General features: G+C 43.2%; 15 protein-coding genes. 7 read left to right on the top strand and 8 right to left on the bottom strand.

Annotation, left to right across the window (positions count from 1 at the left end; translation table 11 throughout):
* Positions 1 to 109: 109 nt before the first annotated feature.
* Positions 110 to 676 carry an arginine decarboxylase, pyruvoyl-dependent gene (locus WC496_05385; GenBank protein MFA5292451.1) on the top strand — a complete coding sequence of 189 codons (567 nt, stop codon included), beginning with the start codon at positions 110 to 112 and terminating at the stop codon, positions 674 to 676.
* Positions 677 to 690: 14 nt separating this feature from the next.
* The gene (gene speB, locus WC496_05380; protein MFA5292450.1) at positions 691 to 1,551 is read left to right on the top strand and encodes an agmatinase; all 861 of its coding nucleotides are present in this window, start codon (positions 691 to 693) and stop codon (positions 1,549 to 1,551) included.
* A gap of 211 nt (positions 1,552 to 1,762) precedes the next feature.
* Here the strand turns inward: speB and WC496_05375 are convergent, their stop codons facing one another.
* The 6 genes from WC496_05375 to WC496_05350 form a co-directional block, all read right to left on the bottom strand.
* Positions 1,763 to 2,725 carry a DUF6263 family protein gene (locus WC496_05375; GenBank protein ID MFA5292449.1) on the bottom strand — a complete coding sequence of 321 codons (963 nt, stop codon included), beginning with the start codon at positions 2,723 to 2,725 and terminating at the stop codon, positions 1,763 to 1,765.
* 51 nt (positions 2,726 to 2,776) lie between these two features.
* Positions 2,777 to 3,988: a hypothetical protein gene (locus tag WC496_05370; GenBank protein ID MFA5292448.1), complete on the bottom strand. Its 1,212-nt coding sequence runs from the start codon at positions 3,986 to 3,988 to the stop codon at positions 2,777 to 2,779.
* A 180-nt stretch (positions 3,989 to 4,168) separates the two neighbouring features.
* Positions 4,169 to 5,062, bottom strand: coding sequence for an ABC transporter ATP-binding protein (locus tag WC496_05365; protein ID MFA5292447.1), 894 nt, complete (start codon positions 5,060 to 5,062; stop codon positions 4,169 to 4,171).
* A gap of 2 nt (positions 5,063 to 5,064) precedes the next feature.
* The gene (locus tag WC496_05360; GenBank protein MFA5292446.1) at positions 5,065 to 5,457 is read right to left on the bottom strand and encodes a GntR family transcriptional regulator; all 393 of its coding nucleotides are present in this window, start codon (positions 5,455 to 5,457) and stop codon (positions 5,065 to 5,067) included.
* 190 nt (positions 5,458 to 5,647) lie between these two features.
* The gene (gene xylA / locus WC496_05355) at positions 5,648 to 6,961 is read right to left on the bottom strand and encodes a xylose isomerase (protein MFA5292445.1); all 1,314 of its coding nucleotides are present in this window, start codon (positions 6,959 to 6,961) and stop codon (positions 5,648 to 5,650) included.
* A gap of 62 nt (positions 6,962 to 7,023) precedes the next feature.
* Complete coding sequence (locus tag WC496_05350; protein MFA5292444.1) at positions 7,024 to 7,965, bottom strand: ParB/RepB/Spo0J family partition protein; 942 nt, start codon at positions 7,963 to 7,965, stop codon at positions 7,024 to 7,026.
* 607 nt (positions 7,966 to 8,572) lie between these two features.
* On the opposite strand from WC496_05350, the gene WC496_05345 reads away from it, so the two are divergent.
* From WC496_05345 to WC496_05330, 4 genes are all read left to right on the top strand, one after another.
* The gene (locus WC496_05345; GenBank protein MFA5292443.1) at positions 8,573 to 11,488 is read left to right on the top strand and encodes a glycosyl hydrolase 115 family protein; all 2,916 of its coding nucleotides are present in this window, start codon (positions 8,573 to 8,575) and stop codon (positions 11,486 to 11,488) included.
* Between the two features lie 119 nt (positions 11,489 to 11,607).
* On the top strand, positions 11,608 to 12,876 hold the full coding sequence (gene glyA, locus WC496_05340) for a serine hydroxymethyltransferase (GenBank protein MFA5292442.1): 1,269 nt from the start codon (positions 11,608 to 11,610) through the stop codon (positions 12,874 to 12,876).
* 26 nt (positions 12,877 to 12,902) lie between these two features.
* A complete protein-coding gene (locus WC496_05335) occupies positions 12,903 to 13,964 on the top strand; it encodes a Gfo/Idh/MocA family oxidoreductase (protein MFA5292441.1) in 1,062 nt (353 codons plus the stop codon).
* Between the two features lie 5 nt (positions 13,965 to 13,969).
* On the top strand, positions 13,970 to 14,722 hold the full coding sequence (locus WC496_05330) for a DUF2817 domain-containing protein (GenBank protein ID MFA5292440.1): 753 nt from the start codon (positions 13,970 to 13,972) through the stop codon (positions 14,720 to 14,722).
* Between the two features lie 7 nt (positions 14,723 to 14,729).
* Here WC496_05330 and WC496_05325 read toward each other — a convergent pair whose 3' ends face one another.
* Positions 14,730 to 15,524, bottom strand: a complete 795-nt coding sequence (locus tag WC496_05325) for an HD domain-containing protein (protein ID MFA5292439.1) — start codon at positions 15,522 to 15,524, stop codon at positions 14,730 to 14,732.
* Positions 15,525 to 15,683: 159 nt separating this feature from the next.
* Here WC496_05325 and WC496_05320 point away from each other — a divergent pair, with 159 nt between their 5' ends.
* A complete protein-coding gene (locus tag WC496_05320) occupies positions 15,684 to 15,986 on the top strand; it encodes a cupin domain-containing protein (protein ID MFA5292438.1) in 303 nt (100 codons plus the stop codon).
* 218 nt (positions 15,987 to 16,204) lie between these two features.
* Here WC496_05320 and WC496_05315 read toward each other — a convergent pair whose 3' ends face one another.
* Positions 16,205 to 17,293, bottom strand: coding sequence for an alanine--glyoxylate aminotransferase family protein (locus tag WC496_05315; GenBank protein ID MFA5292437.1), 1,089 nt, complete (start codon positions 17,291 to 17,293; stop codon positions 16,205 to 16,207).
* Positions 17,294 to 17,356: the final 63 nt, after the last annotated feature.

Below are 17,356 nucleotides of genomic sequence, written 5' to 3'. Positions count from 1 at the left end.
TTTTTATTTTTAATTTCTTATCTTCTTATAATATAATCGCAAAATCAAGTAGGCGATGTTCCTTAATGTTATTTTTTGCGGTTTTATAAATTGAAAGGAATTTTTAGAAATGCCAAATTTTTCGACTGATTGCATGGTGCCCTCGAGAGTTTTTCTGACAAAAGGCGTCGGAAGACACAGATACCAGTTAAAATCCTTTGAGGAAGCACTTCGACAGGCGGGCGTTGCCAATCAAAATCTCGTACAGGTTTCCTCGATTCTTCCTCCAAAGTGTAAAATCATCAGCAAGGAAAACGGATTAAAAGAGCTTGTTCCCGGCTCCATTACTTTTTGTGTTATGGCCAGATGCGACACAAACGAGCATGGCAGACTCATCGCCACTTCTGTCGGAATGGCTTTGCCGAAGGACAAAAATAACTGGGGCTACCTCAGTGAAGTGCATGGCAACGGAATGAACGAAAAACAGGCCGGCGATATGGCGGAAGACCTTGCAGCCGAAATGCTCGGCACCACACTTGGTTTGGAAGTTGACCCCAATACCGCATGGAGCGAGAGGGAACAGGTTTATAAGTCAACGGGCCTTATCATAAGAACTTCAAACGTCACACAGGCTGCAAGAGGTCAAAAAGGTGTGTGGACTACCACCGTTGCAATCGCAATGTTCCTGTTTGATTAATTTGCAGGAAAAAAATGAAACAGCAAACTAATTTTGGCGACCTGCCGCAAAGATACTGTGCTTACGATAAAGCAAAAATAGTTATTCTGCCCGCCCCGTTCGATGCCACAAGCACATGGATAAAAGGCGCCGACAAAGGACCTGATGCGATTATCGAAGCCTCGGCGAATATGGAAACCTACGATATCGAAACCGATTCTGAGGTTTATAAACAGGGCATATTCACGGACAAGCCGATAAAAGAAAAAAAATCAGCTGAAAAAATGGTCGCTGAATTAAAAGCCAGGACTCTTCAGCACATCAAAAATAAAAAATATGTCGTTACGCTCGGCGGCGAACATTCCATCAGCGCAGCTTCCATTCAGGCACATGTGGAGTCTTTTGATAATGTTTCGGTTATTCAATTTGACGCTCACGCGGACCTGCGGGAAGAATATCACGGCACGAAATACAATCACGCCTGCGTAATGGCCAGGGCAAGAGAAATCGCACCGATAGTTCAGGTCGGAATCAGAAGCGGAGATATCTGCGAAAGAAGCTCAATTCGCAAAAAAAATAATGTTTTTCTGGCTCAAGATATCCACGATAACAATAAATGGTTCGATAAATGTCTGAAAAAACTTACCAAAAATGTTTATTTGACAATAGACCTTGACGCTTTCGACCCCGCCATACTGCCGGCCACCGGCACACCTGAGCCGGGCGGTCTGGGCTGGTATCAGGTTCTGGATTTTCTCAGGTTATTGATGAAAAAGAAAAATGTAGTTGGATTCGATATTGTCGAGTTGTGTCCCAATCCGAAGAATAAAGCGTCCGACTTTTTAGCGGCAAAACTGGTTTATAAACTATTAAGCTATAGATTTTGTCTTAAATAACCGATAGTTATATAAAATAGATACAATTTTATGAAAGGAATTGTTATGTGTTCAAGTTGCGGATGCAGTGCTGGTAAAAAGAAAGCTGCGAAAAAGAAAGTCGCAAAAAAGAAAGTCGCCAAAAAGAAGAAATAACATCTCTGTAGATTAAAAGCAAACGGCCTTCGGAAATCTCCAAAGGCCGTTTTTATTGACTCGGGCATTTCTTTTCTTATTTAATCAATTCAACAACCATATCTCCCTTAATAGTCATCGGTATGGTCATTCCATCCGGCATCTGCTCATTTGCTTCCATCTTTACTATGCCCGAAAAATTCATCGTCATATTACTTTTGCGGGTAAGGCCGGTCTTTTCGTCAACTTCGCTTGTTGCGTTCATTGTGCCGGCTATTTGCATAGACATCTTGTTGTTCGGGTCTATTTCGAGAAGCTTGGAACTGTCGCCCATGTCCATTTTGGCGGCAGTATCAATATAAGCAATACCATCCTTAGACTGCTTAAACATATAAGTTGTATCGACATCTATCGGCATAATGAAATTTATGCTTTTAGAGTCGTACCACGTATCGCCGACAGCCACAGGCTCTGCCGGAAAAACTCCCATCATATTTCCGGTTAGTTCCTTAATTTGCTTTTCATCGAACATTTTGTCGATAAATTTGTCCACTCCCCGCATTTCTGAACCGTTTGATATTTTTTCTTTTACTTTTGCGAGCATTTCCTTTGTGCCGCGAACATCATAAGCCTCACCCGTAGGCTTAACCTTCATCTCGAATTGACAACCTACCATAACCGAGGCCATGGCATTCATGATTTTTTCATGCGGCTTGTTTGGGTCGGCGGGTTTTGGATTTGCGGAATCAGACTCCATATGTCCCATTGGACCATCTATCGCCATTTTCATAGACTTATAGGTCATCCGGATGTCCATAACGCCGTTAGCGTCAACGCTCAGGACATCCATCCCCATAACCATTTCATGCATCTGTTTCATCTTCATTTCCGAACCGTTCATCGTCTGGGCGATGTCCTGCGTCTGGGTCATTTTCATTTCGTGAGATGCTCCTGCCTTAAGACGCAATTTCAGGTCGACTTTATCCTGCGCAGCCGGACAAACAGCCGCTGCCAGAAAAACCACACACATAACAACTGAAATCATTCTTTGAAGCTTCATTTTGGATTCTCCTTAAAAAATTGGTCTGTTTAATATTTTATCATTATAAACTTATTTTACAAGACTGCACTTCATACAGATATACCGCAAAACCGATACGAATACCGCCCAACTGCACAGCAGAATAATTATTATCAGTGTAGGACCGGGCATAAATTGGTTTTTGCCTGGCTTGATAATTAAAAATATAAATACCGACTGAAATACCGCCATCATAATAATCATCGCTATCATCGGTTTTCCGTAGAAGATTAGTCCGACAGTAAGCGCGACAGGAATCATAAATAACGGCAGGAAGAAGAAATTTACGTTGAGCATTTTAAATCCGAATTGCTGCCCTTTTAATGTCAGCACCGGCATAATCGGCTCCAGCCATGATGTTATTAACGCCACAAATGTTACAAATGCGGTAATAAGTAAGGCCGCAGCAGTACCCAAAATCAGGGCGGTCCAGAATCTTTCTCTTCGTCCGCCGCTAATCAATAAAGTTGAGTGTGTATGCAGGCTCAGGGATACTGCAGCAAAAGCCGGCATAAGGAAAATTATATTGCCGCCCTGCTGCATATAGCCGAAAACCAGCAGTATTGGCAGTAGAACGACTATGAATCGAATCCAGTCGTTTCGGCAGGACAACATAACCGCAAAGGATTTATATAACCCGCCCCAGATATACCGGCTCAAATTTTCTCCTGACTGGGAAATCCGATTGATAAAAAATTTCTCAACTTTCGGCAAAACAAATATATGAGCCTTGTCGCCTTTTTCAGCCAGAATAGTCTGCTTGTATTTGAGCAGTTTCTCCTTGTCCCATGCATCGAAAGCGCCCATCCATATCCTGCCGCAATACCGCCTTGCAATGCCGGCTCTGCCCCAATATATAAAAGCAGCTACGTTTGCGAGAATTCCTGACACGATTACCAAAAGGGCGTTTTGCATAACAATACGCCGTATTAAAATATCAATACCAAGCAAACTGCCGCCGTATATTACCAGTACGAATAATCCGACGATATTTCCCCAGCTTCTAAAACGAAAGACAAACCAGGCGCCGAACCAGTAAAAAATCGTACAAATAAAAAAGGCCGAAATGCAGATTGAAATTACCCTTGTGAAATTTTCAGCCGGATACAGCAGAAAAACGACCGACCATAAAAACGAGATTACTATGCCGATGGAAAATAAAAATTTTCTCGGGATACTGTTGTGCCTCGGCAGACAATAAGAAAAAGGTTTGGTCAGGACATCTACCGGCAGTGTAGCCATAAGAGACCCCAGGGAAAACATCCAGACCCCGACCGCCCAAAAGCAGAATTTTTCTGCCCCTGCAATCGATTTAACAATTAAAAAAATGAATAAAGCTAAAGACAGGTAGAGCAGTAAAAACCTTTTTCTTTGATATAAATGTTTAAGGTTTGTCTGTAAAGTATTCATTTTAATCAACCTTTATTTCTGGTTAACTACGATTTTATACAAATCTTCCAGCGTCAGCATTCTGACTTGAATTTCAGAATTGAGTTTTTTTGCCGCATCGCGCAATTGTTCTTCCGTATTATTCTGCACGGTTATCACCGCTTTATCATTATCTCTTTGGCAGCTTATAATATTTTCAAATGGCAAATTCGCGGGCAGCGGGCCGTTTAGGGAAGTGATTGTAAAACGTAAAAATTCTTCCTGCAGCCGGTCGAAACTGCAATCGCGAAGAATTTTACCCTGGCGCATAATCAAAGTATGGTCAATTACCTTTTCAACATCGCTTAAAATGTGCGATGAAATAATTATGGTGTGTTTTTCATCCTGGATTATCTGCAGGAGTAAATCGAGAAATTGACTTCTTGCAATCGGGTCAAGCCCGGAAGCGGGCTCATCGAGAATTAGAAGCTCCGGCTCAAAACCAATCGCGAGCAAAATCGCGAGCTGCTGCCGCTGGCCGGGCGATAGAGTTCCAACTTTGGTTTTTATGGAAATGCCGAAATCGGCGATATATTTTTCCTCAAGCTCGTGATTCCAGTTTTTATAATATGCGCTGACATAACGAATCAACTGCCCTGCCGTCATCCAGCCGAGAAGTTCGCCTTCCTGATGAACGTATCCGATTTTTCCAAGTTCGATTGGAGAAAGTTTCTCGGCGTTAGTTCCAAAAGTTTTACACTGGCCTTCATCGGCAAGATACAAACCGATTATATGCCGCAGTAATGTGCTTTTGCCGGCGCCGTTTGCGCCGAGAAGACCGATGATTTGTCCGCGGGAGATATCAAGGTCGATTTTATCGAGCGCCAGAATCTTTCCGAATTTTTTTGACAGGTCTCGAACCTGTACTATTGTATTTTCATTTTCCATTTTTATCTCCGATTTTCAGAATCGTATTCTCTATAGCATTTTTTAAAAAACTCCAAAGCCTCGTCTTCCGACATTCCGAGTTGAATAGCGGTTACCGCCGCTTTGTTTACAATGCTGTCCAGCAGTCTGTTCTTTATCTGCTCCATTTGGTCTTTTTTTACATTGACTACAAAAAGGCCGATACCTCTTTTGCGTTCGACGAGTCCTTCTGCTTCCAGAAACGAATATGCCTTGCTGACAGTCATAGGATTAACATTGAGTCTGGCCGCAAGGTCGCGAACCGTTTCGAGCTGGGCGCCTTCTGTCAGACCGCCGGTTATTATCTGCTGACGAATTTGGCGAATTACCTGCTGGTATATTGGTACGCCGCTATGATGGTCAATTTCGAGTAACATTAAATTTTAAGCCTTTCGTATTACTGTATTACTTGCTTAATATACTATACGTCGGCTTTATACAATAGAAAAATGAAAATTTTTCAAAAAATCTTAAAAATCGCTGTTTTCAGCCCAAAAACCAATAAAAAAGGCCAGTTTTAAAACCGGCCTTCGTAAACTCTATACCCTAAATCCTATACCCTGTTTTTCATATATACTCATTCAATATACTTTCGAGCAGTTCCTGTCTGCCGCTTTGGAGTTTCGGTTCGCCATTTTGAAGGGCATATTGTTCTAACTGTCCGAATGTTACTTTCCCTTTTTCGATTTTTTTACCGATACCTTTGTCCCAACCGGCATATCGAGCTTTTACCATCTTGCCTATTTTACCATCCTTAATCATCTTGGCGGCAATTCTAAGTCCACGGGCAAAAGCATCCATCGCGCCAATGTGGGCGTAGAACAAATCTTCCGGAGCAATCGACTGCCTTCGAACATGAGCGTCAAAATTCAATCCTCCGGTTGTGAGCCCCCCGCCGTTTAAAATGATATACATCGCTAAAGCCGTTTCATAAATATCCATTGGAAACTGGTCGGTATCCCAACCGAGAAGCAAATCGCCCCTGTTGGCATCGACCGAGCCGAGAATATTATTGTCAACGCAGTATTGAAGCTCGTGCTGAAAACTATGGCCGGCAAGCGTTGCGTGGTTGGCTTCGATGTTCAGTTTGAAATATTTTACAAGGTCGTACTTCTGCAGAAACGCGAAACAATTTCCCGCATCGAAATCGTACTGATGCTTTGTCGGTTCTTTCGGTTTCGGTTCGATATAGAACGGACCTTTGAATCCGATTTTCTTTTTATAATCAATCGCAAGATGGAAAAATTTCGCCAGGTGGTCAAGCTCGCGTTTCATATCCGTGTTGAGCAGCATATCGTAACCTTCTCTGCCGCCCCAGAAAACATAACCTGCCCCGCCAAGCTCTTTTGTAACTTCCATCGCTTTTTTAACCTGCGCGGCGGCATAAGCGAAAATATCGGGCGAAGGATTCGTTGCTCCCCCTGCCATAAATCTTTTGTTGCTGAATAAATTTGCTGTGCCCCACAAGGTTTTTATGCCCGTATTCTTTTGAAGCTTCTTTGCAATCTTGACAATACTATCGAGATTCTTATTGCTCTCGGAAAGACTGTCGCCTTCTGGTGCGATGTCCCTGTCGTGAAAGCACCAATACTTTACGCCGAGCTTGCTGAAAAATTCGAATGCCGCATACATCGTATTCTCAGCGATTTCCATCGGGCTGCTGCCCTGATTATAATTGCGTGAAATAGTACTTAGGCCAAACTGGTCACCGCCGAGCCCTTTGAGCGTATGCCAATAGCAAACAGCAAAACGAAGATGATGTTCCATCGTCTTGCCGAGAATTTTTTCATTTGGATTATATTGTTTAAATGAAAGCGGATTTTTTGATTTCGGTCCCTCAAATTTAATTTTACCAATCTTCGGAAAATATTCTTTAGTCATATCTGATTCCCTTCGTAATTAACAAGTTATATTTAGTTAGCGACTGATATTTTCAACTGAATTTAATCAGAGTTTACGCCGAGCATTTGTGCGATGCTGTCGAATTCATCGAGCGAATAAAACTCGATTACAATTTTACCCCGTTGGCCGCTCTTATGAGCCTGGATATTTACCTTTGTGCCGAGCCTGCTGCGGATTTTTTCTTCGAGGTCTTTTATATGCGCAGGCTTTTCAAAAATCTGTTTTTGTTTCTTCTCGTCTTTTTCACTCAGGGCAAGTCTGACAAGTCTCTCGACTTCTCTGACGCTGAGCCGCCCTGCCAATGCGCGGTGAGCGAGTTTTCTTCGCAGCTCATCTGTCGGCAGCGCAAGTATTGCTCTCGCATGTCCCATATCCAGTGAGCCGTCGACGAGCATCTGTTTTACTTCCGTCGGCAGATTCAGCAGCCGAACATAATTGGCGACAGCCGAACGGTCCTGCCCGAGTTTCTGTGCGGCCAGTTCCTGGGTCAGGCTGAAGGTCTCCATAAAATTTTGATACGCCTTTGCCTTTTCAATCGGGTTCAAATCCGCCCGCTGAATATTTTCTATCAGCGCGAGAGCCAACATTTCAGAATCATCGGTTGTTCTTACCATCGCGGGAATCTTTGTCAGCCCTGCCATCTCTGCCGCCCTAAACCGCCTTTCTCCAGCCACAATCTCGTATTTAGTCCCCTTCCGCCTGACTATTATTGGCTGGATTATTCCGTTTTCCTTAATGGAGTCGGAAAGTTCACGAAGCTGCTGGTCGTTCCAGGCTTGTCTTGGTTGATAAGGATTAGGTGCTATATCATCAAGACTTAATTCAGCAAAGTTTTTCTGTAACTCATTGTCTGGTATATAGTTAGGAACTTCCGGAGACATAGGAGTGTCTATGCTTTCCTGTGCGGCATTGGTTATAGGACCTAAAAGAGATTCAAGCCCCCTGCCGAGATGTTTTGGCTTTTCCTTGCTTTTTGGCGTCATATTCGCTCCTTCTTTTAATGGCGTTAAAGGTATCTGATAAGAACTATGGGAGAATTTTTAACAGATATATCATGGCTTTTCCATAAAAAACTTTGAAAAATAGTTTGCCAAAGCCTATTTTCATCGAAAATCTTTTAGAATCAGGAGAACTTGTCCGCCGACTCGCCAGTTTGCAGCCTTTGGCAAAAGCTGGCTGTTCCACGTGAAACAATACAGAGTTAACCGGCTTTTTCATGATAATTAAAGAAAGCAGTCTGAAAAACAGAGTAGTAAAAAATTTAGAAATAAAAGCGTGCTGTAAATTTTTATTTTCCAATTTTTTAAAAATGGGAAAACGCTAAATCGGCAACGATGCAGAAAGTGGATGTTTTACGTGAAACATTTTTTCCTATGTTGCAAAAAAATAAAAAAATGAAAGAGATAATTAAAACAAAAAAATATCCCTACAAATCTTTTTTGTTTCATTGTTTAATTTTGTTGTAATATTAACTAACAATATTGCAAAATTAAATGGCAGGGGGGTGAGCAAAAATTATTAGACCGCGAGAAAATCTTTCGTTAAACTGCTCAACGAATTATTTATTTTTATATGGAATGAAGGTTGAAAATGAAAATGACTAAAGCAGCAGCGTTTTTTTTGCTTGCGAGTTGTTGTTTTTTGAATGCAAAGGCTGCTGACTTTGTTAAGCAGGAATATCAGCAGGGGGATTTTAAACTTGTCTATAACAAAATCTCAGCAGGCATTTGTTATGATCAAAATGATTATAAGGTCGTTGAAATTTCGGCCAGTTATCTTGCTGAAGATATTAAAAATGTTACCGGCGTGATGCCCGCAGTCTGTACCGATTTGGGACAAATCAAAGGCATCGCTGTGATTGCAGGAACTATCGGGCATAACAATCTAATAGACAAGTTAATCAAAGAAGGGAAAATCAATACGGCCGGCATCGCGGGGCGATGGGAAACTTACGGTTTGGCAATTGTTGAAAAGCCTTTTCCAAATATCGATTCAGCGTTAATTATTTTCGGCAGCGATCGGCGGGGGACCGCTTACGGCATTTTTGAGTTGTCCAAGCAAATAGGAGTATCTCCCTGGTATTGGTGGGCAGATGTTCCTGTCGATAAAAAAGAAAACCTGATAATCAAAAAAGGATTTTATACCGAAGGGCCTCCTTCGGTACGGTATCGCGGAATATTTCTCAATGATGAAGATTGGGGATTGAAGCCCTGGGCATCGAAAACATTTGACCCTAATCTTGGAGACATAGGTCCCAGAACTTATGAGAAAATTTTTGAGCTTCTGTTGAGATTGAAGGCAAACCACTGCTGGCCTGCGATGCATAGCTGTACGAAACCATTTAATTATTATCCGGATAATAAAAAAGTCGCCGATGATTATGCGATCGTTATGGGTTCGGCCCATTGCGAGCCGTTGTTGTTTAATAATGCTTCAGAGTGGGATACAGCAGCGATGGGGGAGTGGCGGTATGATACGAACAAAGAAAATATCTGCAAGGCATTGGATAAGCGCGTTTCAGAAAACGGCCAATTTGAAAATTTGTACACCATCGGCATACGCGGCATTCACGATAGTGGAATTATCGGCAATCTGAGTTTGGAAGAAAAAATTGTTTTGATGGAGAAGGTCTTTGCCGATGAGAGAAAAATTTTAACCGCACACATAGACAAAAAAATTACAGAAATCCCACAGGTGTTTATTCCATATAAAGAAGTTCTGACGCTTTACGATAACGGACTTAAGGTTCCCGAAGATGTTGCGTTAATATGGGTGGATGATAATTTCGGATATATCCGTCGTTTAAGCAATCCGCTGGAGAGCAAACGCCCAGGCGGCAGCGGGGTCTATTATCATTTTTCCTATCTTGGCAACCCTCACGATTACCTGTGGCTGTTTTCAACTGCGCCTGCTCTAATGTGGGAGGAGATGACGAAAGCCTACAGTTTTGATTCTCGGCGCATATGGATAGTTAATGTCGGGGATATCAAGCCGGCCGAATATGGTACAAGCTTCTTTCTCGATTTGGCGTGGGATGTTAATATGGTGGACCACAGCAATATTTCATCGCATCTTTCGTCATGGCTGGGGTCGGTTTTCGGCAGGGAATACTCCGATGAGATGACAGCTATTATGAAAGAATTTTATGCTCTCGGATATGAGAGGAAGCCGGAGTTTATGGGGTTCGGCAGCGAATTTGGTTTTCACTCTAATGTGGCGCGATGGGAAGATACCGAATACAGCTTTATCAATTATCGTGAAGCGGAAAGACGGCTTGAGCGATTTGCAGCTATCAGCGATAAGGCGACACAGCTCTACGAAAAAATGCCGGCCCGTTTAAAGCCTGCTTGTTTTCAATTGGTCTATTATCCGGTTGTCGCAGGTAATTATATGAATCGCAAGATTCTGCTGGCCCAGAAAAACAGATGGTATGCAGGGCAGGGCAGAAGCGGCACAAATGATATTGCAGAACAGGCCAGGTACTGCTACGACAAAATCAAGGATATTACAAAACAATACAATGAACTGCTCGATGGAAAATGGAAACATATGATGGCCTGGGAGCAGACCAGAATATCTGTCTATTATAATATGCCTCCGCTTGAAACTATTGAGGTTCCCCAGGAAAGCAAGATGGGTATTTTTGTACAGAACTTTACACCGAACAGGGGAATCGACTATACTTATGTATTGCCTTGTTTTAATCCCATTAGTGACAGCAAATATTTCATCGAGATTTTTAATAAAGGGAAAACGCCATTCAACTGGAAAGCCGTGCCGGATCAGAAGTGGATTAAATTGAGCAGGTCCGAAGGAGATGTTGCGACTGAAGAGCGTATTTTCGTAAGCATTGACTGGTCCGCTGTTCCGAAGCAGGAGAATCTGAGAGGTGCAATCCGGATTCAGGGCGCAGGCAGCGAAGAAACAGTTTTCGTGAATTGCTTTAATCCCGCCTCACCGGCCAAAGAAGAATTAAAAGGTACATTCGTTGAGAACGATGGGGTCATTTCTATTTACGCTGCAAACTATAGTCGAAAAGTAGAATCAAACGGTATTTCCTGGGCAACTATCAATGGCCTCGGAGTAACCGGGAAATCGGTTACAATGCTGCCGGTAACGGCCTCTCCGATAAGCCCCCGGTCTGAGCAGTCACCGCATCTTGAATACGATATTTATATATATAATAGCGGCATCGTTGAGATACATTCCTTTGTTCTGCCTGTTTTTGCGATTAACAATTTCAGAGGGACGTTTTATGGAGTTTCCATTGACCAGGAGCCGTGTCAGGGTATAGATATCGGCCATGCTGCGAATAGCACCCAATGGGCTGAAAATGTCCGGCGAAACGTTTCTGAAAATATTACAAAACATTATATAGACAAACCGGGAAAACATACGCTGAAACTCTGGATGATTGATACCGGTATGGTATTCGATAAAATCATAATCGATTTAGGCGGACTCAAGAGGTCCTGCATTGGTCCGGAGCAAACACGGGTTCAGTGATGAATTAAAGGTAAATAATGTTTTGTTTATGACAGGGGCAAACAAAAATTATTAGACCTCTGCCCGATGTTCTGTTAAACTTTTCGGCATATTACTTTTTTTGAAATGGAGTTATTTATATGATTACTGCACTTGAACAATATGACCCTCAAATGTATGAATTGCTGCGTCAGGAAGGTGCCCGCCAAAGTGCCTGCATACGCCTGATTCCATCGGAAAACTATGTCTCTAAAGCAGTTATGGCAGCTACCGGAAGCTGTTTAACAAATAAATACGCCGAAGGTTATCCGGGCAAACGCTATTATGAAGGTCAGCAGATAACCGACCTTGTAGAGTCAATCGCCATCGAAAGGGCGAAGAAACTTTTCAAGGCCGACCATGTAAATGTTCAGTCTCATTCCGGCGCAGTCGCGAATTTCGCGGCATACAGCGCCGTTGCCGCAGTGGGTGATACGATTATGGGTCTTGCGCTTCCTTTCGGCGGTCATTTGAGTCATGGCTGGAAAGTCAACTTCACCAGCAAAGTTTTTAATTCGGTAAGTTATGAAGTTGACCCACAGACAGGGCAGTTCGATTTCAATAAAATCGAAGACCTCGCCAAAAAACACAAACCGAAAATTATCATCACCGGTGCAAGTGCGTATCCGCGAAAAATAGATTTCAAAACATTCGGCGAAATCGCAAAAAATGTCGGAGCATATCATTTAAGCGACATAGCGCACATCAGTGGCCTTGTAGTGGCAGGGCTTCATCAAAGTCCTGTGCCTTATGCCGATATTGTTTCCACGACAACCCACAAAACTTTACGCGGTCCTCGCGGCGGAATGCTTATGTGTAAAGCATCGCTGGCCGAAGCGATTGACAAAGCTGTGTTTCCGGGACTGCAGGGCGGCCCGCACATGCACACGATAAGCGCTCTTGCGGTTGCTCTTCATGAAGCCGATACCGCAGAGTTCGTCGCTTACGCAAAGCAGATTATCAAAAACGCAAAAGTTCTTTCAGAATCTCTTATGGAAAAAGGTTTCACTTTGTTCAGCGGCGGTACAGATAATCATCTTATACTTATCGACCTTCGCAGCAAAGGCATTCCCGGCAAGAAACTCGCAAAGGCTCTCGACAGGGCGAGAATAGAAACGAATTACAATACAATCCCCGGCGACCCGGCAAAACCGTTTAATCCAAATGGCCTTCGCATCGGCACACCTGCGATTACAACAAGAGGAATGAAAGAAGAGCAGATGAAAATAATCGCTTCTCTTATAACCAAAGTTGCCGAGAATATAGATAACGAAGAAGTTATCGCGCAGGTCGGCAGGGAATCGCTGCTGTTGTGTTCGCAGTTCCGTGTGCCTGAGCATTTTATTATTCCTCCGAAATCGCTATTTTAATTTGTCCGCTGATGGAACAGCTTTATATGAATACAGGCAAACTTAAAACCGCCTGCCTGGGTTTAAATGCCGGGACAGAGACTCTGCTCGAACTGGCCTGCGCGACAGGTTTGTATGAAATCGTCTCGATTGCCGACAGTAATTTAACAAACGCATCGCGGGTCTCGCAAAAATATAACTGCACGGCTTTCGACGATTACCGGCAGTTTATTCTGCAGAACCAGCCGGAGGTGCTTATCGTCGCAGAGCCTGTTTATAAATGCGTCGATTTCATCAAGGCCGCGATAAATAAAAAATGCCATATTATCAAGCTCATCCCGACAGCGTCGAATTTCGACCAGGCCGCCGAACTGATAAATCTCGCCGAAAAAAATAATGTAAATTACGTTACCGCGATACCGTCGCGTTTCGCTCCCGGTTTCGAGCGTCTTGGCGATTACCTGCGGACGATCGACCGAAAGCAGTATTACTTTATTAATATTTGCGCATCGTTCGGCAGCGATTTTTTTCAGCCCATCGCTTCCTGCACACAGGCTGACAGTAAACTTGCCGGCGGGGGAGTGCTGCTTAACGATTGTTTCGAGCTGCTCAATATTGTTATCGAAAAATTTTCTTTGCCGGAGCAGATTTACGCACTGATAACAAATCAAAGCTCGGACAAAAAGGCGAAACAATATTTCGGCGAAGATACCGTAACAGCTTCGCTTGTTTTTAAAAACGGCCTGATAGGAACGCTCCTCGCCGCAAAACAAACCGGCGTCGCGACAGTGGCGCCGCTGAGAATCTACGGCGATCAAAACAATATTGTGATAACGCCCAATCGGCTCGCCGTCTATGACAGCAGCGATACTTTAACGGCCGAACACAAATATCCGCTCAACAGCGAAAAGTGCATAACGGAAATGTTCATTGATTTCGGCAGGGCGGTTCTTGAACCGGATAAATACAAGCTGCGGAGCGGCCCCCGTCTCGACCTTGCGACGATGGCTCTTATCGAGGCGGCCTATCTAAGCGCAAAAACCGGTATGCCGGAATCGCCTGCAAGATTTTTTGAAATATCTGAAAAAGAAAGATTCCCTTTTGCCTGACACTTATGAAATATAATATAAAAATTTTTCTTCTTTATATATCAACTGCGGCGTTATTTGTCGGCGGCTGCGCCTCTATCAGGCCGCAGGCAGACAAATTGACAATCAAATGTTCCGCTCCGGTCAAAAATTATATTTTCGGCACTTCGGTTAAAGGCAAAACAATTCGATATACAAAATTCGGTGATGGTCCGAATAGCACGTTGTTAATCGCTTCAATCCACGGCGATGAACAGGCAGGGGCTTTACTGCTGAAGCGTTTCTGCGGTTATCTTAAAGAAAACAGGAATTTATTCTGCGATAAAACAATTATTATTATTCCACTTGTCAACCCGGACGGTTTTGCCAAAAAAACACGCTGCAATGCAAACAAAGTCGACCTTAACAGAAATTTTCCTTCGGCCAATAGAATTAATGACCAGACAAACGGCATCTTTGCGCTCAGCGAACCGGAAAGCTGGAGCCTCTATAAAATTATCAACACATTCAGGCCGAATAATATAATCACGTTCCACGACTCGCTGGGCTGCATTGATTACGATGGTACTGCAGAAAAATTAGCTGAACGATTGGCGTCGAAGTGCAAATTGCCTGTTCGCAAATTAGGCTCCCGGCCCGGCTCTTTCGGTTCTTATGCCGGCATTACGCTTAATATTCCGATAATCACCATTGAGCTTTCCGAGGAAGATTTAAAATTATCCTCTAAAAAACTGTGGGATGATTATAAAGATATGCTTATCGAAGCAATCAGCCTTTGATTGTTTTTTACTGACCGCCGGCTATTTTCATATCACGATGCCTCTGTACATGTTTTGCAACTTTATGAATATCTTCTGTATCGGGCAGGAAAGATATTATCTGTTCAAAAAGTCCGCGTTTCTTAATTTCTTTAAACGTAACGGCAAAATTTATGTCTGTTACCCAGCCGAGCATCACAATTAACATATCGTTGATTGATTTAATATTCTCATAGCCGACCGTGTGATTCGTGATGATTGCCTCGATAATATTTTCCGAATATCCGTCTTTTTTATAAAACCCAAAAGTAGCCATAGCCTTTTCGGGATTTTTGAGAAAATCCTCCAGCCTGCTTATTATCACATAATAGATGTCGAGTTTGTCTGTATCGCGAATTAGTTTTGCGAAAAGCTCTGTTTCGCCGCCCAGTCCGCCGGGCAAATCTTTTTCGCCGTGGAACCTGATTGCTGTTTCTATAATTTCCTTTTCTTTTTTATCGAGCCCGCCGAGAATTTTTTTATCGGCAAGAATCTTCAAACCAAGCAGGCTATGATTCTCGGTGCCGACATCATTGTACGAACGGTATTTTATAAACTGCTCGAACCTGCCGACATCGTGAAATAAAGCAATTGTTTCAGCGATTAATTTTTGCTGCTGATTCATCTCGAGTTCGTCGGCGATTATCATTGCATCGGCACAAACTCTGCGCGTATGCTCTTCCTTGAGTTTAATATTATAATTTACCAGTTCGTCATTGCCGTAAAAGGTCGCCACGTACTCGTAAAACCATTTCTTAAATTGTTCAAGCTGCTCTTTAGTCATAATTGTTATTCCAAAAAAATAATAGAACAAATAATTTACCGTAAAAATGACATTATCTCCACCGTTTAACTCAAAAATATTGCACTCTCGACTTTTTTCTTTTAATATCTGAATATCTTAGTGTCTTTGTGCCTTAGTGGCTAAGTTAAGGAGCTTCAAATGCCTACTATTAAAGATGTTATCGTCAGAAAACCAGCCGAGTCGGAAATAAAGGAATGTAAAACCTGGCCGATATGGACCTGCGGAGTGAGCACATTTGACTGGGATTATACCCAAAAAGAGACCTGCCTGATTTTAGAGGGCAAAGTTACCGTAAAAGACAGGCCCGGCTCCCGTGAGGGACGCCTTACGGCGAGCGGGGTGGTTTCATTCGGCCCCGGCGACCTTGTTATTTTCCCCAACGGCCTGAAATGTACCTGGCAGGTATCTGAGGCTGTAAAAAAACATTATAATTTTGAATAAAAAAGTCGCTTATGGCTGAGCTGGACGCGGTCACAGCACCGCCGCCCACGAGGGGCTAAACTCTGCCAAAAGCGACTGCAAAAAGTATCCAGTCTTAACAATCGCCAAATAAGAGGGATTTCTCTACAACTATCCGCCCCCAGTGCCAACAGTATGGCAGTGTAAAATAAAAAGGCCGGTTTTTGCCGGCCTTTTGAGGGTTTTTCGAATGACAGGGGCTATTTTACTTCATCGTCAATCCACTGGCAGACTTCTTTTACGTCCTGCAATGTGATATCGCCCATGTGCGCGATTCTAAAAGTCTGGTCTTTCAATTTACTGTACCCGTTGCCGAAAATGGTGTTATGTTTAGCCTGAACAGCTTTGATAACATCGCCGACAACTATGCCCCTGGTATTTTTGACTGTTGTCAGGGTATTTGAAGCGTATTTCTCTTCGCAGAACAGGTCGAAATTTTCTTTCGCCCAGCCTCTGACATAGTCAGCCATTGTTTTATGTCTTGCCCAGACGTTTTCCATTCCTTCTGCGAGGAATTTTTTGCACTGGTAGTTGATTGCCATAACGTGCGGAATCGACGGTGTCGTCGGGGTCTGGTCTTTGGCAGCACTCTTTGCGAATTCCTGGAAATCGAAATAGTATCCGCGGCCGGTAACCTTCTTGCTCTTTTCCATCGCGCGGTTGCTGACGGCAAAAACTGCCATTCCCGGCGGAATCGCGAATGCCTTCTGAACAGATGCGAACACGACGTCCCAGCCGAGTTTATCGAAATGCAAAGGCAGACCTATCATACCGCTGACGGCATCGACAAGCACAAGCACGTCCGGATATTTCTTTTTCATCATTTCGCTTATTTCATAAACCGGATTCGTAAGGCCCGTACTGGTTTCGTTATAAACAATCGTAACCGCCGAGTATTTGCCCTCGGCCAGTTTTTTATCAATCATTTCTACGGTAGTTGCCTTGCCCCAGTCAACCTTAAGCTCTTCGACTTTTCTGCTGCAGGCTCTGGCAACGTCGGCGAATTTATCGCTGAATGCGCCGCACATCGTACAAAGAACGGTTTCGTTGTGGTCAACGCAATTTCTAATACTGCCTTCCCAAACGCCTGACGCGGATGATGTGCTTAAAAAGACACTCTGCTCCGTGAACAGAACTTTCTTTAACATGTCAACAGTTTCCTTGTGCAACTGAGAATACTCTTTGCCTCTGTGGCCAAGAGTATATCTGCTCAATTGCTCCAATACGTCGGGCAGGACATGTACGGGCCCGGGTATAAACAGCCTTGGCGGATTTTTCCAGTCAACCATCTTCGTTTCTCCAAAAAATAGTTATTAAATTTTTTATTTAGCCACTGATTTCACAGATTTATT

The sequence above is a fragment of the Phycisphaerae bacterium genome, assembly GCA_041652575.1.
Taxonomy (GTDB): domain Bacteria; phylum Planctomycetota; class Phycisphaerae; order Sedimentisphaerales; family UBA12454; genus UBA12454.
This window is presented reverse-complemented; position numbering and strand designations above follow the sequence as displayed.